Source organism: Hydrogenophaga sp. FG152, from assembly GCF_057809615.1.
Genome location: NZ_JBMDKH010000005.1, coordinates 43,006 through 64,641, shown reverse-complemented (window position 1 = coordinate 64,641; position 21,636 = coordinate 43,006). Strand labels below are relative to the sequence as shown.

Genomic DNA, 21,636 nt, shown 5'->3' with positions numbered 1-21,636 from the left:
TCATCCATGTAACTAAAACCACCATGCTCGACCGGATCAAAGCCTCCCTGCCCTCGCTGGCGCCTGCCGAGCAACGTGTGGCCAAGCTCGTGCTGTTGGACCCGCGCACCTTTGCCAGCCTGCCGGTGACCGAACTCGCCGAGCGCGCGCACGTGAGCAAGCCCACGGTGGTGCGCTTCTGCCGCAGCATGGGATACGACGGCCTGTCGGACTTCAAGCTCAAGCTTGCCGGCACGGTGAGTGAGGGCGTGCCGTTCATCCACCGCAGCGTGGACGTGGACGACAAGACGAGTGACGTGCTGGTCAAGGTGATCGACAACACCGTGGCGGCCTTCCTGAAATACCGCAACGACGCCTCCAGCCACGCGATCGAAAAGGCGGTGGACGCCCTGGTGGCCACCTACAAGAACCGGGGGCGCATCGAGTTCTACGGCGCGGGCAACTCGGGCATCGTCGCGCAGGACGCGCAACACAAGTTCTTCCGCCTGGGCATCAATGCCATTGCCTACAGCGACGGCCATATGCAGGTGATGAGCGCCTCGCTGCTCGGGCCGGGCGATTGCGTGGTCATCATCTCCAACTCCGGCCGCACGCGCGACCTGATGGATGCAGCCGACATCGCGCGCAAGCACGGCGCGACGGTGATCGTCATCACCACCAGCGGTTCACCGCTGGCGCAGAGCGGCCACATCCACCTCTCGGCCGACCACCCGGAAGGCTACGACCGCTACAGCCCGATGACCTCGCGCCTGATGCACCTGATGGTGATCGACATTGTCGCCACCTGCCTGGCCCTGCGCATCGGCGGCAACAAGCTCCAACCCCTGCTCAAGGAAATGAAGAACAACCTCCGGAGCAAGAGGTACACGTGACCGTGCGCGTTGCGCAGGGTCACGTGCCCCCCTGCGCCGCTGACGCGGCTTCCCCCCGGTGAGGGGACGATGCCTGTGGCCCGGCAAAGCCGGTTCCACGGCATCTCTGGACCAGAGCTTGCTCCGGACACACCACCTCAGGACGGTGAGTGCTCCCCGCAGCGAAGTCAAGGAGGAGGCGGCCCCAGCCGCCGGGGGACATTCGCGGAGGGGAGCGCCCACCGTCCGCGCCAACGCCCACACCTTGGCGCGAAACTAAATCCGGCCTTCTTCCACCGCATGGCAGGCGATGCGAATACCGCCAAGCTCCAGCAACTGAGGACGCTCGCTGCGGCAGCGGTCGTTGGCATGCGGACACCGCGGGTTGAAAGCACACCCGCTGGGCGGGTTCAGCGGGTTGGGCACCTCGCCCGACACCGGTGTCCGCGCCTTGCCGGTGTCGTGCATCTTCGGGATCGCATCGAGCAGCATGCGCGTGTAGGGATGGCGCGGCCGGTCGAACAGCGTGTGCTTGGGCGCCAATTCCACCAGCCGACCCAGGTACATCACCCCCACCTGATCGCTCACGTGGCGCACCACCGCCAAGTTGTGGCTGATGAACAGGTAGGTCAGCCCGCGCTCGCGCTGCAGGTCCTTCATGATGTTGAGCACCTGCGCCTGCACGCTCACGTCCAGCGCCGACGTGGGCTCATCGCACACCAGAAACTCCGGCTGCGTGGCCAGGGCCCGCGCGATGGAAATGCGCTGGCGCTGCCCGCCCGAGAACTGGTGCGGGTACTTCACGCGATCCAGCGGCGACAAACCCACCGACTTCAGCAACTCATCCACCCGCGCGCGCAACGCCACCGGCTCGGTCTCGATCTCGTGCTCACGCAGCGGCTCGGCAATGATGTCCTCCACGCGCCAGCGCGGGTTCAGGCTCGCATACGGGTCCTGGAAAATCATCTGGATCCGGCGGCGCAGCTTGCGGCCTTCTGGCGTCTTGAACGCAGCGTGAGCGTCCTGGCCATCGAACTCGAAGCCACCCCGAGTCGGTTCATACAGACCCACCAGCAGGCGCGCCACCGTGCTCTTGCCGCAGCCCGACTCGCCCACCAGGGCCAGCGTCTGGCCCCGTGGAATGTCGAAAGACACACCGTCCACCGCGCGCAACATCTGGCGCGGCTGGCGCTCGATCACGCGGTTGAGCCAGGGCGCAGACACGTCGAAGGTCTTGGCCAGGTCGGTGGCGCGCACCAGCGGCGCCTGGGGGGCGGCGGCAGGTGCCGCAGCGCTGCTTGGAGCACCGCGGCTTTGTGCGGCCAACACCGCCTTTTCGATCATGTCGGCGCTCATGCCAGGGCTCCTGCTTGCGCGTGCAGCCAGCAGGCCGCCCGGGTGGCCCCGGCCGGCAGCAGATCGGGCCGGTCGACGTGGCAGCGGTCGAACACCTTCTCGCATCGCGGGTTGTAGGCACAACCGGAGGGAATGGCGTTGAGCCGCGGCATCGCGCCGTCGATCTGGTGCAGGCGCTCGCGGTCCTGGCTCATGTCGGGAATGCAAGCCATCAGACCGGCGGTGTAAGGGTGCGCCGGGTGGTTGATGACCTCGTGCACCGGGCCAATCTCGGCGACGCGTCCGGCGTACATCACGGCCACGCGGTCGCAGGTCTCGGCGATCACGCCCATGTCGTGCGTGATCAGCATCACCGCCGCCCCACGCTGTTTGCAGATGGTCTTGAGCAGCGTGATGATCTGCGCCTGGATCGAGACATCGAGCGCGGTGGTGGGCTCGTCGGCCACGATGAGTTGCGGCTCGGCCGCGAGTGCCAACGCGATCACGACGCGCTGGCGCATGCCACCGGAGAACTGATGCGGGAAGTGGTCAATGCGCTGCTCGGCGGCCGGAATGCCGGTGTCCTTGAGCAGGTCGATCGCACGCCTGCGCGCCTCGGCCTGGCTCACCGGCAGGTGGGTGGTGATGGTCTCGATGAGCTGGCGGCCCACGGAATACAGGGGGTTGAGCGAGGTCAACGGGTCCTGGAAGATCGCGCCGATCTGGCGGCCCCGCACCTTGCGCATCTGGTCGTGCGGCAGGTTGTCGATGCGGCGGCCATGCAGCAGGATCTCGCCCGAGGCGACACGGCCCGGTGGTTCCAGCAGGCCGATGATGGAGGCGCCTGTCAGCGACTTGCCCGCGCCGGACTCGCCCACCACGCCGAGGATCTCGCCCGGGGCGATGTCAAAGGAAACGTCGTCCAGCGCGCGCAATGTGCCGCGGCGGCCGGGGAATTCGACGATCAGGTTCTTGACTTGGAGAAGGCTCATCTTGGTCTCAGCGCAGGCGGGGGTTGAGTGCGTCGCGCAGCCAGTCGCCCAGCAGGTTCACGCTGAGTGCGATCAGCACCAGCATGGCGCCCGGAAAAATGGTGATCCACCATTCGCCGGAGAACAGGTAGTCGTTGCCCACGCGGATCAGCGTGCCCAGCGACGGTGAGGTCGGCGGAGCGCCCACACCCAGGAAAGACAGCGTGGCCTCGGTGATGATGGCCGTGGCCACCTGGATGGTGGCCAGCACCAGCACCGGGCCCATGACGTTGGGCAGCACATGGCTGCGCATGATGTGCAGCGGCGCCACGCCGGTCACGCGCGCGGCCTGCACGTACTCCTTGTTGCGCTCCACCAGCGTGGAACCCCTCACCGTGCGCGCGTACTGCACCCAGCCGGTGAGCGTGATCGAGATGATCAGCACACCAAAGGCCAGCGTCTCGTGCGCGTTCGGAAACAAGGCGCGGCCCACGCCGGCGATCAGCAAGGCGATGAGGATCGGCGGGAAGGACAGCATCACGTCGCACAGGCGCATGAGGAAACCGTCCACCCAACCGCCGAGGAAGCCGGCCAGCAGGCCGAAGGTGACACCGATCACCACCGATAGAAGCACCGAGGCCAGGCCCACCGCGAGCGAGATGCGCGCGCCGTACATCAATGCCGAGAGGATGTCGCGGCCCTGGTCGTCCGTCCCGAGCAGGAAGGTGCTTGATCCATCGGGGTGCCAGGCTGGCGGCAGCCGGGCATTCATGAGTTCGAGCGTTGCGAGGTCAAAAGGGTTGTGCGGAGCCACCCACGGCGCGAAGACCGCGCAGAACACGCAGATGAAGGCGATCACCGCCGCGACGATGGCGGTCGGCGAGGTGCGGAAGCTGTGGCCGACATCGCTGTCGAGCCCTCTTTTGATGAGGCTGATCACGTGGGGAACCTGGTTGGGTGCGACGCCACCACAAGGCCGGGGCCTCGTGGTGGCGAGGGCCGGCTTATTTCGCCGGTTTCACCGACATGAAACGGAACGGCATGAAGTTGTCGGCCAGCTGGATCAGCTCCACGTTGTTGGCCACGCCCCAGGCCAAGGCCTGTTGGTGCAGCGGCAGGTGGCCGATGTCGTCCGAGTGCAGCTTGAAGGCCTCCTTGATCAGGGCATCGCGCTTGGCCTTGTCGGTTTCCGACTGGATCTGCACCGTCAGCTCATCCACCTTCGGGTTGCAATAGGCACCCAGGTTGAACTGGCCGCTGCCCTTGTCGTCCACGCAGCGCATCAGGGCGTTCAGCGCGTTGTGCGCGTCGTAGGTGCCCGGGGTCCAGCCCAGCATGTAGAAGCTGGTGTCGCGGCGCAGGATCTTGGGGAAGTAGGTGCCCTTGGTTTCGGCCTGCAGGTTGATCTTCACGCCCACGCGCGCGAGGTTGGCGGCCACCGCCTGGCAGATCGCCCCGTCGTTCACATAGCGATCGTTGGGGCAGTTCAAGGCCACTTCAAAGCCATTGGGGTAACCCGCATCGGCCAGCAGCTTCTTGGCCGCGTCCGGGTCGTACGGCAGGCGGTTGTTCATGGCGTTGTCGAACCCGTTGATGCCGGGCCCCACCATCAGCGCCATGGGCTTGGAGGCGCCGCGCATCACGGTGCGCTGGATGCCGTTGATGTCGATGGCCTGGTAGAAGGCCTGGCGCACACGCTTGTCCTTGAAGGGATTCTTGCCTTTGACGTTGGAGTACAGCAGCTCGTCGCGCTTCTGGTCCATGCCCAGAAAGATGGTGCGCAGCTCGGGGCCCTGCATCACCTTGCTCTTGCCACTGGCGTTGATGCGCGCCACGTCCTGCAGCGGCACCGGTTCGATCACATCCACCTGACCCGAGAGCAGCGCGGCCACGCGGGTGGAATCGTTGCCGATCGGCGTGTACTCCACGTTGACCACGTTGCCTTCGATCTTGCCCCAGTAGCTGCCGTTGCGCACGAAGCTGGTCTTGACGTTGGGCTGACGCTCGCGCAGGCGGAACGGGCCTGTGCCGTTGGCGCGGAACGAGGCCGCATTCTCGACACCCTTGCGACGGTCCACCGGCCGGGTGGCCTGGTTGTCCTCGGCCCACTTCTTGTTCATGATGAACAGCAGCGACAGCACATCGGGCAGGATAGGGAACGGTCCCTTGGTCTCGATGTCGACCGTGAAGTCGTTGACCTTGCGGACCTCCTTCACATCGTTGGTGTAGCTCTTCATGTCCGAGCCTTCGCCCGAAGCGCGCGCGAAGGTGAACAACACGTCATCGGCCGTGAAGGGTGCGCCGTCGTGGAATTTCACGCCCTTGCGCAACTCGAAACGCCAGACGCTGGGCGAGGTCTGTTTCCAGCTCGTTGCCAGCCCGGGCACCAACTTCAGGTTCTGGTCACGGCCCACCAGGGGTTCGTAGACGTTGTTCGTCACGCTGAGCTGCAAGGACTCGTTGAGCGAATGCGGGTCCATGGACAGGGCATCGCCCTGGTTGCCGATGCGGATGGTCTGCGCCGAGGCAACCCCCAGGGTAAGCATGGCGGTTGTGACCAGTGTGGCCGCCAGCGTTTTCCGGAAAATCATGCTTCGCTCCTTGATGCGTTTGTGGTTGTGGAAGGGGTTTTGCTCGACGCGTGAGCCTCATCGACCCATGGCATGGCGTGTTCCACCAGGCTGGCGTGCAGGGCCGCTCCGAGCGGCAGAACCTCGTCGTTGAAGTCGTAGCGGCTGTTGTGCAGGAAACAGCTGCCAAGGCCGTTTTCAGCGCCTTGGCCCAGGCGCAGGTAGGCCCCGGGCTTGACCTGCAGCATGAACGAGAAGTCCTCGGCCCCCATGCTCGGGTCCATGTTGCGGTCCACGTGATCGTGGCCGACCAGCTTCTGCGCCACATCGGCCGCGAAACGGGCTTCGTCCCGCGTGTTGATGGTGGCCGGGTAGATGCGCTCGTAGTTCACGTGCGCCGTGGCACCCAGGCCCAGCGCCACGCCGGAGCAGACCTCCTGCAGGCGTTTCTCGACCATGGCCTGCACTTCGGGGTTGAAGGTGCGCACCGTGCCCACCAGCGTGGCCTTGCCCGGCATCACGCTGAACGCGCCCATATCGCCGGCCTGCATCGCGCACAGGCTGATGACCGCGCTGTCGATGGCTCGCACGTTGCGCGAGACGATGCTCTGCACCGCCGTGATGATGTGGGCCGACACCAGCACCGGATCCACCGTCTGGTAGGGGTGCGCGCCGTGGCCTCCCTTGCCCGTGACTTCGATGGTGATGCGATCGGCCGAGGCCATCATGGGGCCGGGGTTCACGCCCACCATGCCAGGGCGCATCTGCGGCCAGTTGTGCATGCCGAAAACGGACTGCACCGGGAAGCGGTCGAAGAGGCCGTCCTCGATCATGGCCTTGGCGCCCGCAAAACCTTCTTCGCCGGGCTGGAAGATCAGCACCGCCGTGCCGTCAAACTGGCGCGTTTCGGCGAGATAGCGCGCCGCACCCACCAGCATGGCGGTGTGGCCGTCGTGGCCGCAGCCGTGCATCATGCCGGGGCGCATGGACTTCCAGGCGAAGTCGTTGTGCTCGGTCATGGGCAGCGCGTCCATGTCGGCGCGCAGGCCGACCATGCGGCCACTGGTGTGGCGGCGGCCGCGGATCACGGCCACCACCCCCGTCTTGCCGATGCCGGTGTGGATCTCGTCCACGCCACACACCTTGAGCGACTCGACCACGCGCTGCGCGGTGTAGTGCTCTTCGAAACCGATTTCCGGATGGGCGTGCAGATCACGGCGCAGGGCCGTGAGCTCGGGGTGGAAGGCCGCGATATGGGAAAACGCACGGCCATGGGCCTTGATGCGGGATGGGGTGGACATCAGTGGCCTCCCGCCTTCTCCACGCGCAGGCGGGGGTCGACCGCGAAGTACAGCAGATCGACGATCAGGTTGATGACCACGAAGATCAAGGCGATGAGGCACAGGTAGGCGGCCATCACCGGGATGTCGGCGAAGGTCACGGCCTGGATGAACAGCAGCCCCATGCCCGGCCACTGGAACACCGTCTCGGTGATGATGGCGAAGGCGATCAAGCCCCCCAGTTGCAGACCGGTGATGGTCATCACCGGCACCAGCGTGTTTTTCAGCGCGTGTCCAAAATGCACCGCGCGGTTGGTCAGGCCTCTGGCGCGCGCGAACTTGATGTAGTCGGTGCGCAGCACCTCCAACATTTCCGCGCGCACCAGCCGCATGATCAGCGTGAGCTGGAAGATCGCCAGCGTGATGGCCGGCAGGGTGATGTGGTGCCAGCCCTTCGGAGTCAGCAGGCCGGTGCTCCACCAACCCAGCTGCGTCACGTCACCCCGACCGAAGCTGGGGAACCAGCCCAATGTGACGGCGAACAGCAGGATCAGCAGGATGCCGATCAGAAACGTGGGCAGGGACACACCGAGCAGCGACACGGTCATGAACACCTGGCTCATGAACGTACCGCGCCGCAACGCCGCATACACCCCCATCGGGATCCCTACCACCAGCGCAAGCACCGCCGCCACCATGGACAGCTCCAGCGTGGCAGGGAAACGCTCGGCGATCAGGCGCGAGACCTTGGCCCCCTGCCGCAACGACAGGCCGAATTCACCTTGCACCGCGTTGGCGAGGAAATGCCAGAACTGCACGAAGAAGGGGCGGTCCAGACCGAGCTCGGTGCGCAGTTCGCGCACCTGGTCCGGGGTGGCATCCTGCCCGAGCAGGAACACCACGGGATCCCCTACATACTGAAACAACATGAACGCGATGAACGCCACGCTGACCATGACGATCACGGCTTGCGCCAGTCGCCGAAGAATGAATGCGAACATCGTGTGAAAAATAAAGAGAGGGTCGCCCCCTGCGGTGCGCGACCCTCGACTGACGCTGTGAAATCAGTTTACCTTGATGAGACGCCAGTCCAGGCGGTTGTCCGCCCGGTGCACCACGTCGACATTCTTCTTCATGGCCCAGGGAATGATCTGGTTGTGCAGGGGAATGTGGGCCACGTCCTCGTTCTGCAGCGCCAAGGCCTTGGTCAGGAGCTCCGTGCGCAGCTTGAGATCCGTTTCCTTTTTGGTGCGCTCCACCAGCGCGTCCATCTGCGGGTTGCTGTAGCGGCCCACGTTGTAGTTGCCATCGCCACCCGCCCCGACCGAACGCACCAGGGACTGCAGGCTGTAGAGCGCGTCAAAGGTGGGCACACCCCAACCCAGCATGTAGATGCTGGCTTCGTAGCGCTGGATCATCGGGAAATAGGTCACCAGCGGCAAGGTGCGCAGCTTGGCTTTCACACCGATGCGCGCCCACATCGACGTCACGGCCTGGCAGATCTGCTCATCGTTGATGTAGCGGTTGTTGGGGCAGGCGAAGTCGACCTCAAAGCCATCCTTGTAGCCCGCATCGGCCAGCAGCTTCTGGGCTGCCGCCACGTTGAAAGGATGCCGCTTGTGAACCGCCTCCGTCCAACCATTGACCTGTGGGGCCACCAGGGCGCCAGTGGGCTGTCCCAGACCACGCAAGCTCACACGCGCGATCGTGTTCATGTCGATGGCCTGGTACAGCGCCTTGCGGACCCGCTGGTCCTTCAAGGGGTTCTTGCCCTTGATGTTGCTGCCTGGCAGTTCATCGCGAAACTGGTCCATGCCGAAGAAGATGGTCCGGTTTTCCACGCCATCGATCACCTTGAGGTTCTGGTCGCCACGCACGCGCGCCAGATCCTGCGGGCTGGGATCGAGCACCAGATCCACCTCACCCGACAGCAGCGCCGCCATGCGCGTGGCCACCGCTTTGACAGGCGTGTAGACCACTTCGGTCACGTTGCCTTCCGCCTTGCCCCACCAGTTCGGGTTGCGCGTGACCACCAACTTCTGGTCCGGCTGCCACTCCTTCAGCACGAAGGGGCCCGTGCCATTGGCGTTGCGATGGGCGAAGTTCTCGTCCTGCGTCTTGATGTCCTTGGGCATGGTCGAGTTGTTCTTCTCCGCCCAGGCCTTGCTCATCATGCGCAACTCGGTGAGCTGGTTGAGCAACACCGGGTTGGGGTCCTTCGTGAAGATGTCGATGGTGTTGGCGTCCACCTTCACGACCCGGTCAATGCCTTGCGCATAGATGCCGAAATTCGATGTCTTGGTCATCGCTCGCTCGATCGAAAACACCGCGTCATCCGCCGAGAACGTCGAACCATCGTGGAACTTGACCCCCGTGCGCAGATTCATGCGCAACTGCGTGGGCGTCACCTGCTTCCAGGCCGTCGCCAGAACGGGCTCTGGTTTGAAAGTCTTGCTGTTGTAGTAAACCAGCGACTCATAGACCGACGCATGGATGCCGTTGGCCAGGGCGTTGTTCTGGGAATGGATGTCCCACGTGGGAATGTCACTGGCGCTCGTCCATTTGAAGGTTTTGGCGTGAGCACCGCCGGCACCAACGGCCATCGCGGCGAACAGGACTGCAAGTGGGAGCTTCATTTGTTGACACCTAAATAAAGTGGGCATCCCGCCACTATGCAACAAACGTTCCCGGCCAATGCACCGGAGTAACCCGAACGGACAGACGCCCTGGCGTCAATCTGAGGCGCGTTCCAGCCTCAGCGCGCCATACCACGCCGTGAGCTGGCTCTCCGTGTTGTCAGTGTCCGTCATCAGCGCCACGAGGCGCAAGGGCCCCGGCTCCTCGCCAAAGGCCAGGCGGAAATCGGCGCGCACGTCGCGCACATGATCGCGCCACTGCCCCAAGTTGGCCACATCGCTGTCCACCACCAGCTTCCGGATGCGGTCCGTGCGCGGGTTCACCACAACGGTGCCCGGTGCGTGCTTGGCGCTCCAGACATAGACCAAGGAGGCATAGGGCATCTCTTCGCCCGTCAGCAAGCGACTCATCTCCGACAGGCGATGGTTTCTGGGCGTCCAGCGCGTGCGATCACCATCGAAGGCGAGGACCACCCGCACCGCCGAGTCCGCCTGACTGGACACGGCCAGATCGGCATCCGTGGGCAAACCATCGACCCGCCACGAAAACGACAGACGCCCCACGGATTCCAGCGAAGGCACGAACCGCTGCCTCAGGATGCTGACGGAACTCTTCGCACGCACCTGCAGTGCCGGGCGCCCCCCGACCTGAACCGGCTCGAACGCCAGGTACCGCTTGCCAGGGAAGAAGAACGGCTCCCATGGCACCTCCGTCGCCGGGGTGGAAAACAGCTGGTGGGCGGCTTTCAGCACCGCCGGGCTGGCCCCATGGGGCATTCTTTGAGGTCGAGAAGGTGGGCCCTCCTCAGCGAGGTCGTCCGACACCGCAGGTGATCCCGCACACCCTGCCAGCAACAACGCAAACCATCCGACGCAAGCAAGGGACGCCAGCAAACCCAATCCACTTCCTTTTGGCGCTCGAACGGGCGCCTTCATGTTGCAAACACGCATAAAAGAGTTGCTAAGAATTATAAAAATTGGATTTTTCTTTGAAAAATCAAACTTTGGAAATAAATTCATGACCCGAAGCCATCGCTGGCTTCGGGTCATGAATCGGGAAGCGCATGCTTGCAAGCCCCCGTCCATGACACGTCATCAACGTTTCAATGGAAAGGAATCCATGTTCAAGAAAATTCTGACCAGTCTGCTGGCCCTTCTCGCCGCCGCCAGTTTCGCTGCAGTGGACATCAACACCGCCACCGTGGCCGACCTCGACAGCATCAAAGGCATCGGCCCAAGCACGTCGGCCAAGATCCTGGAAGCGCGCAAGGCCTCCCCCTTCAAGAACTGGGGCGACCTGATTCAGAGGGTACCCGGCATTGGTGACAAACGCGCCGCCAAGCTGTCGTCGGAGGGACTGACCGTCAATGGGGACAGCTTCAAACCCACCGCAGCTGCGCCAGCAGACAAGAAGTCTGCTGCCCCAACAAAGTAGTCTCCCGCCAAGCCCATAAAAAAAGCCACCCGGCATGCCGGGTGGCTTTTGACTGATCGGTGTTCCGAAGAACGGGGATCAGAACTTGTGCTGCAGGCCAACACCGAACACGGTGCCCTTGACGGCGGTCGTGCCAGCGACTTCTTCCTTGGCCTTGGTGAAGGCGGCGTAGGTCGAGGTGCGCTTGGACAGCGCGTACAGGGCGCCCACGGAGTAGCCGGTGCGCTTGGTGTCCGTGCCATCCTTGTCCTTGGACGAGGCGTAGCCGGTCGACAGGGTCAGAGCGGACGACAGGGGGAAGTCGGCGCCGATTTGCCAGTCGTTGGTCTTCGTGGCGAACACATTGCGGGTCTGGCCAACGCCGCCCTTCAGCACGGCCACGCCCAGGTCGTAGGCGGCGGTGAAGTAGGTGAACTTGGCGTCTTGACCAACGCCAGCAGCGTCGTTTTGCAGCTGGTAGGCGAAAGCAGCCGTCAGAGGACCAGCAGCGTACTGCAGGTTGAAGTCGGTCTGGTCGCGCTTGACAGCAGCGTTCTCGTCCAGGCCGTGCGACACAGCAGCGCTGAAGCCGCCGAAGTTGGGCGAGGTGTAACGCAGGGCGTTGCGCGGCTTGTCGTTATAGGCAGCAACGCTCATGACAGCGTATGCGGGCGAGAAGGACACTGCGTCGAAGATGGAGTTGCCGATGTAGAACACATCGTCAAAAGCCGACCACACGTTACCGAACTGGACGGTACCGAAGCCGCCTTCCAGGCCAACCCACGATTGGCGGTTGAAAGCGGTGCCAGCAACGGCCGTGCCGTTGGAAGCATCAAAGCCTTGCTCCAGCTTGAAGATGGCCTTCAAACCGCCGCCCAGGTCTTCCGAACCCTGCACGCCCCAGCGGCTGGTGGCCAGACCAGCGGAGTCCAGACGGGTGGAGGACACGGAACCCACGCCAGGCACTTCCGTCTTGACGCGGCCAGCCCAAACATCCACCAGACCGTACATGGTCACGCTGGATTGGGCTTGGGCCACACCAGCCACGGAGCCGAGAACTGCCAGGGCGATCAATGATTTTTTCATGGTTACTTCCTTAAAAATATTGCGGTGAGGACCACCACAAAGTTAGAAAACTGACTGGTGCATGTTAGGAGGAAAGCTCCTCGCCCCTAGGGTAAGCCCTGAAAAACGGTTCAAATTCCGTCCGTTTTGTTGCCTCAGTGCAACAACACACGGACGACGGCCTTCGGTGACCGTCAACCAGACAAACAAAAAAAGCCACCTGTCCGAAGACAGGTGGCTTTCAAACATCTGAACAAGCTGGCTTGAAGCCAGCGAGACGATCAGAAGTTGTGTTGCAGACCGAAGCCGAAGCCGGTGCTGGACTTGGCGCCATTGCCGCCAGCGGCCGTCACCGTCGCCGGGACCCAAGCGGCGTTGCGGCGTGCAACGTTCACGTAGGCCTGGGTGCGCTTGCTCAGGAAGTACTTGTAGCCAGCGATGATGGTGCGGCCATCGTCGCCCACTTGCTCGTTGTTGTTGAACGAGGCGTAGACAAGGCCAGGGCCCACGGGCGCCGTCAGGCCCAGAGCGTAGGAGTTGTCTTGCGTGGAAGCCAGGCCGCCTTGGTCGCGGATGGTGAAGAGCACCTTCACGACGCTGAAGTCATAGGAGATCGCGAACTGGTTCACGGCCTTGAGCGTGGTGGCAGCTGCCGTGGCGCCCGTGTAGTTCACGAACGTGGCGCTCAGAGGACCGCCGTCGTAGCGAACACCGATGGCCTTGCCAGCCTTGTTGCCAGCAGCCGTGGACTCGGAAGGTGCGTATTCCAGCTGGACTTGCACGCCGCCGAAACGGGGCGAGTGGTACTGCACCGCGTTGGGCACGTACACCGAGCTCGACGCATTCGAGGTCTTGGCCGTCGCCGTGGCGTTGCCACCCAGCACGGTGTTGGCGTCATGCACGGAAACACCCTTGGTGCCGTTGGCCAGCAGGACGTTGGCGTACAGCGTGTTGACCGGACGGCCAGCGCGCAGGGTACCGAAGCCGCCGGTCAGGCCAACGAACATGCCGTTGTTGCCCAGGCCATCAACGGAAGACACGGTGCCGGTGTCGCTGTTGAACGAGGTCGACACTTGGAACACAGCCTTCAGGCCGCCGCCGAGGTCTTCGGTGCCGGCCAGGGTCCAGTTGCTGGTGCCGTTGCGGTTGGCGGTCATGCGCAGGGCGTCGCCAGAGAAACGCTTCTCGAGGCCAACGTCAACGGTACCCGACAGGGTCACGGTCGACTGGGCGAAAGCGGCGCCGGTGGCTGCCACGGCGGCCAAAGCGATCAGGGTCTTTTTCATTGAAGGGTTCTCCAAGGGTTAATAAGGGCCGGGGGTCTTTGCCACCGAGCCAACCTCCATCCAGGAAGCTGCGCTAATTGCATCAGAAAGTTTCCGATGGCGCCATGGTGGTGAGGGCTTTTCTCGCCTCATGACGGTGCATCCGTTGCACATGTGCCACGTTGTTAGTAGATACCCGCATATGGTTAGGCCGGCAAATCATGATTCGTGGCTCTCGGCGTTCAGCCCAGGAAACCAGCACGCGCAGCCGATCGCCAAAATCACTGAGGGGCAATCCATGGCAGCATGTGCCCTGGCGATCCCTTCAATCCACACCATGCCCAATACCACCGATGCCTTGCTGAACGCCGCCGATTCGGCCCTGAGGACCCTGTTCGTTTCACCGAGGGGCACGCGCGAATGCCCGACCTTGCCCGAACGGGCATCGGACGCGGAACTCGGCCCGGAAGAGCGCCAGCTCTCTGGCGCCCTGATGCGGGTGAACCATGTCGGTGAGGTCTGTGCCCAGGCGCTGTACACAGCGCAAGCCTTGGCGGCGCGCTGGCCCCGGGCTACCGGTGCCGTTCCCAATGAGGTACTTGCCCAGCAACTGGAAGCCGCAGGGCGTGAAGAGACTGACCACCTCGCGTGGACCCAGGCGCGCCTGGACGAGCTGGGCGCCCGGCCCTCGCTGCTCAACCCGCTCTGGTATGCGGGGGCCTTTGGCCTGGGCTTGATCGCCGGACGCGTGGGACCGGGTGTCAGCCTGGGTTTCGTGGTCGAAACCGAACGCCAGGTGGAAGCCCACCTGGCGAGCCACATGGACCGCCTTCCCGCGAAGGATCAAGCCTCCAGAGCCATCGTCGCGCAAATGAAGGACGACGAAGCCCGACACGCCCGTGAGGCTCAGCAGGCTGGCGCGGTGGAGCTTCCCGCTCCGGTCAAAGGACTGATGCGCATGGCGGCCAAGGTCATGACCACGGTGGCGCACCGCATCTGAGCAGCGCGCAAGCGCCGACGCTCAAGCCTCCAGCAGATCAAAGCTGGTCGTGATCTCTGCGGTCTTGCCCAGCATGATGCTGGCCGAGCAGTATTTGTCGTGGCTCATGGCAATGGCGCGCTCCACCGCCACGGACGGAATGCCTTTCCCGGTCACCGTGAAATGCATGTGGATCTTGGTGAACACCTTGGGATCGACGGGCGCGCGTTCGGTCACCAGCTTCACGCTGCAACCGCGCACGTCGTGGCGCCCTCTTTTGAGGATCAGGACCACGTCGTAGGCGGTGCAACCGCCCGTGCCGGCCAACACCGTTTCCATCGGGCGGGCTGCCAGGTTGGCGCCCCCGTTGTCCGGCTTCGCTTCATCAGGGGCGCCATCCATGGCGATCACGTGGCCACTGCCGGTCTCGGCCACGAAGCCCATGCTGGAGCGGGTACCGGCGGCGCCGGTCCAGGTGACGGTGCATTCCATGAGGTGTCCTGTCGTTAAATAACCAAAGGTATTGGGGTGAGCGCTCTAAAAATCATAGAAATCTGATTGACGATGTTGCAATGCAGCATGCGAGCGTTATACTGGCGTCATTGTATTTACGGTTGTCTCCTCTACCCTCCACGGGTGGATTCAAGCCCGGTCTGGTTCTGCCAGCCCGGGCTTTTTTTCGCCCCCGATATGATGTGCGGCGAGGAACACCATGCCGTCAGCCCGCCCCAAACAACACAACAACACCCCCAGAGCCTCGTCGACCACCACCATGGGGCCGGCGGACTACCTGAAAAAGATCCTGAATGCCCGGGTGTATGACGTCGCGGTGGAATCCGCGCTGGAGCCGGCAACCAACCTGAGCCGGCGGCTGCACAACACCGTGCTGCTCAAGCGGGAAGACCAGCAGCCCGTGTTCAGCTTCAAGTTGCGGGGCGCCTACAACAAGATGGCGCACCTCTCGCCAGAGCAGTTGAAGAAGGGCGTCATCTGTGCCTCGGCGGGCAACCATGCCCAGGGGGTGGCGCTGGGCGCGCGCAAACTCGGCGCGCGCGCGGTGATCGTGATGCCGACCACCACGCCCCAGGTCAAGGTCGACGCGGTCCGTGGTTTTGGTGGTGAAGTGGTCCTGTATGGCGACAGCTACTCCGACGCCTATACCCACTCCCTTACCCTGCAGAAGAAGCAGGGACTCACTTTCGTGCACCCTTTCGATGACCCGGACGTGATCGCGGGTCAGGGCACGATCGCCATGGAGATCCTGCGCCAGCTCCAGAGCCTAGGCTCGGACCACCTCGATGCCGTGTTCGTGGCGATCGGCGGCGGCGGTCTCATTTCGGGCGTGGCCAACTACATCAAGGCCGTGCGCCCCGAAATCAAGGTGATCGGTGTGCAGACGACCGACTCGGACGCGATGCTGCGCTCGGTCGAAGGGGGCGAGCGCGTTACCTTGGCCGACGTGGGTCTGTTCGCCGACGGCACGGCGGTCAAGCTGGTCGGCGAGGAAACCTTCCGCATCGCACGCGATCTGGTCGACGGATACATCACCGTGGACACAGACGCGGTGTGCGCCGCGATCAAGGACGTGTTCGTGGACACGCGCAGCATCGTCGAGCCCTCGGGGGCGCTCGCGGTCGCAGCCATCAAGCAATACGTGGCCCAGCACAAGACCCGCGGCGAAACCTATGCCGCCATCCTGTGCGGCGCCAACATGAACTTCGACCGGCTGCGCTTCGTGGCCGAGCGCGCCGAAGTGGGCGAGGAGCGCGAGGCGCTGTTTGCCGTCACCATCCCCGAGGAGCGGGGCAGCTTCCGCCGCTTCTGCGAAGCGATCGAAAAGCTGCCCGGCGGACCGCGCAACGTGACCGAGTTCAACTACCGCATCCACGACGGCAGCGCGGCCCATGTGTTCGTGGGCCTGACCACCCATGGCAAGGGCGAGTCCGGCAAGATCGCTGCCAACCTGATCAGGCACGGTTTCGAGACCCTGGACCTCACGCACGACGAACTGGCCAAGGAGCACATCCGGCACATGGTGGGCGGGCATTCGCCCCTGGCGCACGACGAGCGCCTGCTGCGCTTCGTGTTCCCGGAGCGGCCAGGTGCGCTGCTCAAATTCCTGAGTCTGATGCGCCCGGGCTGGAACATCAGCCTGTTCCACTACCGCAACCAGGGCGCCGACTACGGCCGCATCCTGGTCGGGCTTCAGGTGCCTGCAAAGGACCACAAGGCGTTCGACAAGTTTCTCGACACGCTGGGTTATCCGTACGTAGAGGAAACCAGCAATCCGGTGTACCGTCTGTTCCTCAAAAGCTGACCACCCGCCATGGCCCTCGACCCCGTCTTCGAACCCATCACCCGACGGGCACCCGAGTTGCCCGCGAACCTGAAGCTGCCCCACATCGCGGCCACGACGGACACGCTGCTGGATCACTCGGTGATGCTGCGCCTGGCGCCCGAAGGCATGCCGGAGCACTCGCTCGGCCGCATGGAAGCCCTGGTTCTGCAGCTGGCGCGGATCCAGCACGGCAGCCCCCTGCCCTTTGACCTGCTGGTCTTCGACTCACCGCAACTGGTGGTGTTCGCCGCCGACCACGGCATTGCCGACGAGGGCATGTCGGAAATGCCGCAGTCCATGACCTGCGAGCACGTGCTGCAACTGCTGCTCGGCGCCGCACCGGTCAATGCCCTGGCCCAGATGCACGGCTTCGACCTCACGGTGGTCGACGCTGGCGTGGCCTCCCACATCACCCTGCCCGACGATGCCCGGCGCAAGGCACCGCTGCTGCTGCGCAAGATCGGCTATGGCACCCGCAACCTGATGATCGGCCCGGCCATGTCACAGGCGCAGGCCGTGTCGGCTTTGCACGCGGGCATGGACGTGGTGCGCCACCTCCCCGGCAACGTGATTGCCCTGGGCGACGTGGGTGTGGCCAACAACGTCGCCGCCTCCCTGCTGCTCTCCCGGCTGTGTGGCGTGCCGCTGTCCGACGCCTGCGGACGCGACGATTTTCACGGCGCAGGCCCTCACGACGACCCGCACCCTCAGCGGATCGAAAAGCTCTCCGCTGCCGCCAGCCGGCACCGCAAGGCGCTGGGCCCGCTGGATTCGCTGGCCGCGCTCGGCGGGTTCGAGATCGCCATGATGGCCGGCGCCATGCTGCAAGCGGCCGCCGAGCGGCGCGTGGTGTTGGTAGACGGGTACGTGGCAAGCGCCGCCGCCCTGGTCGCGCGGGGCCTGGTGCCCGCCGTGGCCGATTACCTGGTGTTCGCGCACCGCTCGGCGGAAAGCGGCCACCGCCTCATGTTGATTCATCTGCAGGCCCAGCCCCTGCTGGACATGGGCATGCGCATGGGCCAGGGCACCGGCGCGCTGCTGGCGTGGCCCCTGCTGCTCGCGGCCCAGGGTCTGCTCGAACGCTGAGCCCGGAGTCAGGGCGCCGTGGCGGCCTCGGGCAGGGTGAGTTCCACCGAAGCGGGCGCCTCCAGCGAAGGGCCCAGATGCACGGCCCGGCGCGAGACGGATTGCAGCACCAACCCACCCTCCAGCGAAGCCCCGAGGCGGTAAGGCCGTGGTGGTTGGCCATCCACCGCGATCAGCGCGGCACCATCCCGGGTACCGACCGCGACCACCCCCAGCAAGTTGTAGCGGGGCGGCGCTGCGCTGGCCACCGCACCCGTGGACGCGGCAGCGGGCAAGGCACCCAGCGAGCGGGCCACGGAAGCCGTATCGGCCGCCACCTGCGCCGGTGCCATGGCCGACACCGGCGTCACCGGCGACCGGCCCCAGGCCAGCAACACCCAGTAACCCGCGCTCAGGCCCGCCGCCAGCCACAGGAGGCCTGCGGCGATGGTCGGCCCTCGCCGTCCTGCGGTCTGCAGGGCGGCTGGGCTTTCCATGAGGAAGCCGGAATGGCCGAACGCGGGTGCCTTGTTCATATGGGCGCATTATGATCGACGACCACCGGTTTCCGGCCTGGCCATCGGGCCGTTCCACAGGCCCTTGTTCGCGGGAGATTGATTTGCCACAACTGACCACCCCCACCCTGCGCACGCCAGCCTTCGCGGCCCGCCTGGCCCGCACCCTGCAACGCGGCTTCACTCTCATCGAGCTCATGGTGGTGCTGGTCATCATCGGTGTGCTCGCGGCGCTGATCGTGCCCAACGTGCTGGACCGTGCCGACGATGCGCGCGTGACCGCCGCCAAGACCGACGTCAACAACCTGATGCAGGCGCTCAAGCTGTACCGGCTGGACAACCAGCGCTACCCGACGAACGAACAAGGCCTGAACGCCCTGGTGGCCAAACCAACCGCCGGCCCCGTGCCGCCGAACTGGCGCCCCTACCTCGACAAGCTGCCCGGCGACCCGTGGGGCCGCCCTTATCAGTACATCAACCCGGGCCTGAGGGGCGAGGTGGACGTGCTGTCGCTCGGTGCCGACGGGCAAGCGGGTGGCGAGGGCAAGGACGCCGACATCGGCAGCTGGCAGTGAAAAACACGCCCCCCCGCTCCGCCGCTGCGCGGGTCGCTGCCCCCCAAGGGGGCTTGCCTTGCGTGGGGCGGCCCTGCGCGGCGACCATCGTCGGCCTTCCGGCAACGCGGTTTCCCTGATCATGGCCAGCAAGGCACACGGCTTCACCCTGCTCGAGCTCATGGTGGTGCTGGTGATCGTGGCCTTCGCCACCGCCGGTGTGACCGTGGCCTTGCGCGACGACGGCGCCACCCGCCTGGAGCGCGAGGGCCTGCGGCTGACGGCCATGCTGGAGTCCGCGCGTGCCCAGTCGCGCACCAGCGGGCTGCCAGTGGTCTGGCGCAGCCTGCCGCAAGGCTTCGAATTCCTCGGCCTGCCCACCCAGGCGGGCACCGGCTCGCTCACCGGACCGCGTCCCTGGCTCAACCAGGACACCCAGGCCCAGGTGCTGCAACCGCCAGGCGCGCAAACCCTGGTGCTCGGGCCCGAACCGCTGATCGCCGCGCAGCGGGTGATGCTGGTCCAGGGGGACCGGCGCATCACCCTGGGCACCGACGGCCTTTCGCCCTTCACCGTGCTGGCCGCCACACCATGACGCGCCCGCGCGGCTTCACACTGATCGAGGTGCTCGTCGCTCTCGCGGTGGTTGCCATCACCCTGGCCGCCGGGCTGCAGGCCACTGGCGCCCTCACCCGGGCATCCGGCAGGCAGAGCGACCAATGGCTGGCCCAGCTGTGCGCCGAGAACGAACTCACCCGCCTGCGCCTGCAGCGCCAGTTGCCCGGCACCGGCGACACCGACTCCGTGTGCACGCAGGCGGGGCGCGAGATGCGCGTGCGCTTGTCCGTGCTGCCCACGCCCAACCCGAACTTCCGGCGCGTGGACACGGTCGTCGAAGCCGCCGTGGATGGGGTGAACGTGCGCCTGCTCAGCCTCTCCACCGTGATGGGCCGGTATTGAGCATGATGAAACACGCACGCGGTTTCACCCTCGTCGAACTGCTGGTGGCCATCGTCGTGATGTCCATGCTCGCGCTGCTGAGCTGGCGTTCGCTCGACGGCATGACGCGCACCCAGAACATCACCCAGCAACGCGCCGACGACCTGCTTCGCATGCAGGCGGCCATGGGCCAGTGGGCCGCCGACCTGGACGCCCTGATCGACACCGGCGAAGTCAACGCGCTCGACTTCAATGGTCAGGTGCTGCGCATGACGCGGCGCGACAGCGGCGAAACCGGCCTGGACAGTCGAGGCATCCGCGTCGTGGCCTGGACGCGCCTGACCGGCGTGGCCTTGGCCGGCCTGCCGCAGATCTCATCGAGCATCCAGGCCAGCGGCCAATGGGTGCGCTGGCAATCCGGCCCCGTGCTGCGGCGCGACGAACTCGCGCGCGCCTGGCAGCGTGCCGGTGAATGGGGACGCGGCGCCTTGTCCTCACAGGCGGGCAACGCCAGCTCCGACAGCGCCATCGCCCTGCTCGGCATCGACAACTGGCAACTCTTCTACCACCGGGGCGAAACCTGGGGCAACCCGCAGTCCTCCACCGGCAACGAAGAACCCGTGGGTGGTCCGGAAGGTTCGCGCACCGGCAGCGTGCCCAATGGCGTGCGCCTGGAGCTGGTGCTCGGCACCGGCGAAGGCCTCAGCGGCAGTCTGGTGCGCGACTGGGTCCGCCCAACGCTCGAGGCCGGCCGCTGATGAAGCCCCCATGCTCCACCGCTGCGCGGGTCGCTGCCCCCCGAGGGGGCTGGCCTTGCTTGGGGCGGCCCGGCGCTGCGGCCGTTTCGACTTCGGGTCGAACCCAGAAGGGCGCCGCCCTGCTGCTCGCCATGCTCGTCGTCACGCTGGTGGCCACCCTGGCCTCGGCCGCGTTGTGGCAGCAGTGGCGCTCGGCCGAGGTCGAGCAGGCCGAGCGGCGCCGCGTGCAGGCTGGCTGGGTGTTGACCGGTGCGCTCGACTGGGCGCGCCTGATCCTGCGCGAGGACGCGCGCGACAACCAGAGCAGCGGCAACGCCGACCACCTGGGCGAGCCCTGGGCCATGCCGCTGGAGGAGGCACGCCTGTCCAGCTTTCTCGCCGCCGACAAGAACAACAACACCGACGGCATGCTGGAAGCCTTTCTCTCGGGCGAAGTGATCGACATGCAGTCGCGCATGAACTTCCTGAACGTGGTGCGCACCGTCGGCGCGGGCGCCCAGGCCAAGGTGGAACTCTCCGAAGCCGACATGCGCAGCTTCGCCAAGCTTTACGAACAACTTGGGCTGCCGGTCTCGGAACTCAATGCCGCCGCCAACGAGCTGCGCACCTCCATGAGCCTGGCGCTGAGCGACCCCCTGCCCTCGCGCACCGCCCTGCTGCCCCGGAAATACGCGCAGCTGGCCTGGCTCGGCATCAGCCGCAACAGCCTGGCCGTGCTCGAACCCCACGTCACCGTGCTGCCCTCCCGCTCCACGCTCAACCTCAACACCGCCAGCGCCCAGGCCATCTGCGCCAGCGTGCCAGGCCTGGACATGGCCCAGGCCCGGCAAATCACCAGCGCGCGCGAGCGCGAACCGTTCAAGAGCCTGGCGGATGCCAGCGCCGTGGTGCCGGCCATGACGGGCCAACTGTCGGATCTGTACCACGGTGTGCGCAGCAGCCACTTCGAGGTGCGCGGGCGCCTGCGGCTTGACGACACCATCATCGAAGAGCGCTCTCTCGTCGTGCGCAACAACCTCGATGTGCGCGTGAACTGGCGCGAACGCTTCGCCCGGCGCTGAGACGGCGTGTTTTCCCGGTGCACATCAGGCCCCTGAGAGT

General features: G+C 65.2%; 22 protein-coding genes. 10 read left to right on the top strand and 12 right to left on the bottom strand.

All coding sequences use genetic code 11. The annotated features are described in order from the left end of the window. The first annotated feature begins 23 nt into the window (after positions 1-23). Entirely contained in the window at positions 24-872 is an 849-nt protein-coding gene (locus ACODTB_RS07640; RefSeq protein WP_291114080.1) for a MurR/RpiR family transcriptional regulator, read from the top strand. A gap of 255 nt (positions 873-1,127) precedes the next feature. Here ACODTB_RS07640 and ACODTB_RS07635 read toward each other — a convergent pair whose 3' ends face one another. The 8 genes from ACODTB_RS07635 to ACODTB_RS07600 all read right to left on the bottom strand — a co-directional run bounded on the left by ACODTB_RS07635 (position 1,128) and on the right by ACODTB_RS07600 (position 10,396). Then, positions 1,128-2,207 (bottom strand): ABC transporter ATP-binding protein, encoded by a 1,080-nt coding sequence (locus ACODTB_RS07635; RefSeq protein WP_291114077.1) that lies wholly within the window; start codon positions 2,205-2,207, stop codon positions 1,128-1,130. Continuing rightward, positions 2,204-3,178 carry an ABC transporter ATP-binding protein gene (locus ACODTB_RS07630; RefSeq protein WP_291114074.1) on the bottom strand — a complete coding sequence of 325 codons (975 nt, stop codon included), beginning with the start codon at positions 3,176-3,178 and terminating at the stop codon, positions 2,204-2,206. Before ACODTB_RS07630 ends, ACODTB_RS07635 begins: the two co-directional genes overlap by 4 nt. A 7-nt stretch (positions 3,179-3,185) precedes the next feature. After that, positions 3,186-4,097: an ABC transporter permease gene (locus tag ACODTB_RS07625; RefSeq protein ID WP_291114071.1), complete on the bottom strand. Its 912-nt coding sequence runs from the start codon at positions 4,095-4,097 to the stop codon at positions 3,186-3,188. 64 nt (positions 4,098-4,161) lie between these two features. Then, entirely contained in the window at positions 4,162-5,748 is a 1,587-nt protein-coding gene (locus ACODTB_RS07620) for an ABC transporter substrate-binding protein (RefSeq protein WP_291114069.1), read from the bottom strand. Next, positions 5,745-7,028, bottom strand: coding sequence for a M20 aminoacylase family protein (locus ACODTB_RS07615; protein WP_291114066.1), 1,284 nt, complete (start codon positions 7,026-7,028; stop codon positions 5,745-5,747). Before ACODTB_RS07615 ends, ACODTB_RS07620 begins: the two co-directional genes overlap by 4 nt. Continuing rightward, on the bottom strand, positions 7,028-8,008 hold the full coding sequence (locus ACODTB_RS07610) for an ABC transporter permease (protein WP_291114063.1): 981 nt from the start codon (positions 8,006-8,008) through the stop codon (positions 7,028-7,030). The genes ACODTB_RS07615 and ACODTB_RS07610 overlap by 1 nt, the downstream gene beginning before the upstream one ends. Before the next feature lie 63 nt (positions 8,009-8,071). Further along, complete coding sequence (locus ACODTB_RS07605) at positions 8,072-9,643, bottom strand: ABC transporter substrate-binding protein (RefSeq protein WP_291114061.1); 1,572 nt, start codon at positions 9,641-9,643, stop codon at positions 8,072-8,074. A gap of 96 nt (positions 9,644-9,739) precedes the next feature. Continuing rightward, positions 9,740-10,396: a DUF3047 domain-containing protein gene (locus tag ACODTB_RS07600; RefSeq protein ID WP_488929210.1), complete on the bottom strand. Its 657-nt coding sequence runs from the start codon at positions 10,394-10,396 to the stop codon at positions 9,740-9,742. A gap of 181 nt (positions 10,397-10,577) precedes the next feature. Between ACODTB_RS07600 and ACODTB_RS07595 the strand changes: the two genes are divergently transcribed. Further along, positions 10,578-11,078, top strand: coding sequence for a ComEA family DNA-binding protein (locus ACODTB_RS07595; protein WP_488929209.1), 501 nt, complete (start codon positions 10,578-10,580; stop codon positions 11,076-11,078). Between the two features lie 78 nt (positions 11,079-11,156). Here the strand turns inward: ACODTB_RS07595 and ACODTB_RS07590 are convergent, their stop codons facing one another. Together ACODTB_RS07590 and ACODTB_RS07585 are read right to left on the bottom strand one after the other, a co-directional pair. After that, a complete protein-coding gene (locus ACODTB_RS07590; protein ID WP_444688469.1) occupies positions 11,157-12,143 on the bottom strand; it encodes a porin in 987 nt (328 codons plus the stop codon). A 260-nt stretch (positions 12,144-12,403) separates the two neighbouring features. Continuing rightward, positions 12,404-13,408, bottom strand: a complete 1,005-nt coding sequence (locus ACODTB_RS07585) for a porin (protein WP_488929208.1) — start codon at positions 13,406-13,408, stop codon at positions 12,404-12,406. A gap of 316 nt (positions 13,409-13,724) precedes the next feature. Between ACODTB_RS07585 and coq7 the strand changes: the two genes are divergently transcribed. After that, positions 13,725-14,387 (top strand): 2-polyprenyl-3-methyl-6-methoxy-1,4-benzoquinone monooxygenase, encoded by a 663-nt coding sequence (coq7, locus tag ACODTB_RS07580; protein WP_488929207.1) that lies wholly within the window; start codon positions 13,725-13,727, stop codon positions 14,385-14,387. Positions 14,388-14,408: 21 nt separating this feature from the next. Here the strand turns inward: coq7 and ACODTB_RS07575 are convergent, their stop codons facing one another. Next, positions 14,409-14,858, bottom strand: coding sequence for an OsmC family protein (locus tag ACODTB_RS07575; RefSeq protein WP_488929206.1), 450 nt, complete (start codon positions 14,856-14,858; stop codon positions 14,409-14,411). A 220-nt stretch (positions 14,859-15,078) separates the two neighbouring features. On the opposite strand from ACODTB_RS07575, the gene ilvA reads away from it, so the two are divergent. Together ilvA and ACODTB_RS07565 are read left to right on the top strand one after the other, a co-directional pair. Then, a complete protein-coding gene (gene ilvA, locus ACODTB_RS07570) occupies positions 15,079-16,683 on the top strand; it encodes a threonine ammonia-lyase, biosynthetic (protein ID WP_291112559.1) in 1,605 nt (534 codons plus the stop codon). A gap of 9 nt (positions 16,684-16,692) precedes the next feature. Next, on the top strand, positions 16,693-17,790 hold the full coding sequence (locus ACODTB_RS07565) for a nicotinate-nucleotide--dimethylbenzimidazole phosphoribosyltransferase (RefSeq protein ID WP_291112561.1): 1,098 nt from the start codon (positions 16,693-16,695) through the stop codon (positions 17,788-17,790). An 8-nt stretch (positions 17,791-17,798) separates the two neighbouring features. Here the strand turns inward: ACODTB_RS07565 and ACODTB_RS07560 are convergent, their stop codons facing one another. Further along, positions 17,799-18,305, bottom strand: a complete 507-nt coding sequence (locus ACODTB_RS07560; protein WP_291112563.1) for a general secretion pathway protein C — start codon at positions 18,303-18,305, stop codon at positions 17,799-17,801. A gap of 92 nt (positions 18,306-18,397) precedes the next feature. On the opposite strand from ACODTB_RS07560, the gene gspG reads away from it, so the two are divergent. The 5 genes from gspG to gspK all read left to right on the top strand — a co-directional run bounded on the left by gspG (position 18,398) and on the right by gspK (position 21,596). Next, complete coding sequence (gene gspG / locus ACODTB_RS07555) at positions 18,398-18,859, top strand: type II secretion system major pseudopilin GspG (protein ID WP_488929251.1); 462 nt, start codon at positions 18,398-18,400, stop codon at positions 18,857-18,859. Positions 18,860-18,980: 121 nt separating this feature from the next. Next, positions 18,981-19,433 (top strand): prepilin-type N-terminal cleavage/methylation domain-containing protein, encoded by a 453-nt coding sequence (locus ACODTB_RS07550; RefSeq protein ID WP_291112565.1) that lies wholly within the window; start codon positions 18,981-18,983, stop codon positions 19,431-19,433. Continuing rightward, positions 19,430-19,798: a type II secretion system minor pseudopilin GspI gene (gspI, locus tag ACODTB_RS07545; RefSeq protein ID WP_291112567.1), complete on the top strand. Its 369-nt coding sequence runs from the start codon at positions 19,430-19,432 to the stop codon at positions 19,796-19,798. Before ACODTB_RS07550 ends, gspI begins: the two co-directional genes overlap by 4 nt. 2 nt (positions 19,799-19,800) lie before the next feature. Then, positions 19,801-20,535 (top strand): PulJ/GspJ family protein, encoded by a 735-nt coding sequence (locus ACODTB_RS07540; RefSeq protein ID WP_291112569.1) that lies wholly within the window; start codon positions 19,801-19,803, stop codon positions 20,533-20,535. Positions 20,536-20,666: 131 nt separating this feature from the next. Beyond that, on the top strand, positions 20,667-21,596 hold the full coding sequence (gene gspK, locus ACODTB_RS07535; RefSeq protein WP_291112574.1) for a type II secretion system minor pseudopilin GspK: 930 nt from the start codon (positions 20,667-20,669) through the stop codon (positions 21,594-21,596). Positions 21,597-21,636 lie beyond the last annotated feature (40 nt).

Coding starts and splice junctions, on each gene's coding strand:
- ACODTB_RS07640 (WP_291114080.1), top strand. CDS start 24: ATGCTCGACCGGATCAAAGCCTCCCTGCCCTCGCTGGCGCCTGCCGAG.
- ACODTB_RS07635 (WP_291114077.1), bottom strand. CDS start 2,207: ATGAGCGCCGACATGATCGAAAAGGCGGTGTTGGCCGCACAAAGCCGC.
- ACODTB_RS07630 (WP_291114074.1), bottom strand. CDS start 3,178: ATGAGCCTTCTCCAAGTCAAGAACCTGATCGTCGAATTCCCCGGCCGC.
- ACODTB_RS07620 (WP_291114069.1), bottom strand. CDS start 5,748: ATGATTTTCCGGAAAACGCTGGCGGCCACACTGGTCACAACCGCCATG.
- ACODTB_RS07615 (WP_291114066.1), bottom strand. CDS start 7,028: ATGTCCACCCCATCCCGCATCAAGGCCCATGGCCGTGCGTTTTCCCAT.
- ACODTB_RS07610 (WP_291114063.1), bottom strand. CDS start 8,008: ATGTTCGCATTCATTCTTCGGCGACTGGCGCAAGCCGTGATCGTCATG.
- ACODTB_RS07605 (WP_291114061.1), bottom strand. CDS start 9,643: ATGAAGCTCCCACTTGCAGTCCTGTTCGCCGCGATGGCCGTTGGTGCC.
- ACODTB_RS07595 (WP_488929209.1), top strand. CDS start 10,578: ATGTTGCAAACACGCATAAAAGAGTTGCTAAGAATTATAAAAATTGGA.
- ACODTB_RS07590 (WP_444688469.1), bottom strand. CDS start 12,143: ATGAAAAAATCATTGATCGCCCTGGCAGTTCTCGGCTCCGTGGCTGGT.
- ACODTB_RS07585 (WP_488929208.1), bottom strand. CDS start 13,408: ATGAAAAAGACCCTGATCGCTTTGGCCGCCGTGGCAGCCACCGGCGCC.
- coq7 (WP_488929207.1), top strand. CDS start 13,725: ATGCCCAATACCACCGATGCCTTGCTGAACGCCGCCGATTCGGCCCTG.
- ACODTB_RS07575 (WP_488929206.1), bottom strand. CDS start 14,858: ATGGAATGCACCGTCACCTGGACCGGCGCCGCCGGTACCCGCTCCAGC.
- ilvA (WP_291112559.1), top strand. CDS start 15,079: ATGCCGTCAGCCCGCCCCAAACAACACAACAACACCCCCAGAGCCTCG.
- ACODTB_RS07565 (WP_291112561.1), top strand. CDS start 16,693: ATGGCCCTCGACCCCGTCTTCGAACCCATCACCCGACGGGCACCCGAG.
- ACODTB_RS07560 (WP_291112563.1), bottom strand. CDS start 18,305: ATGAACAAGGCACCCGCGTTCGGCCATTCCGGCTTCCTCATGGAAAGC.
- ACODTB_RS07550 (WP_291112565.1), top strand. CDS start 18,981: ATGGCCAGCAAGGCACACGGCTTCACCCTGCTCGAGCTCATGGTGGTG.
- gspI (WP_291112567.1), top strand. CDS start 19,430: ATGACGCGCCCGCGCGGCTTCACACTGATCGAGGTGCTCGTCGCTCTC.
- ACODTB_RS07540 (WP_291112569.1), top strand. CDS start 19,801: ATGATGAAACACGCACGCGGTTTCACCCTCGTCGAACTGCTGGTGGCC.
- gspK (WP_291112574.1), top strand. CDS start 20,667: ATGCTCGTCGTCACGCTGGTGGCCACCCTGGCCTCGGCCGCGTTGTGG.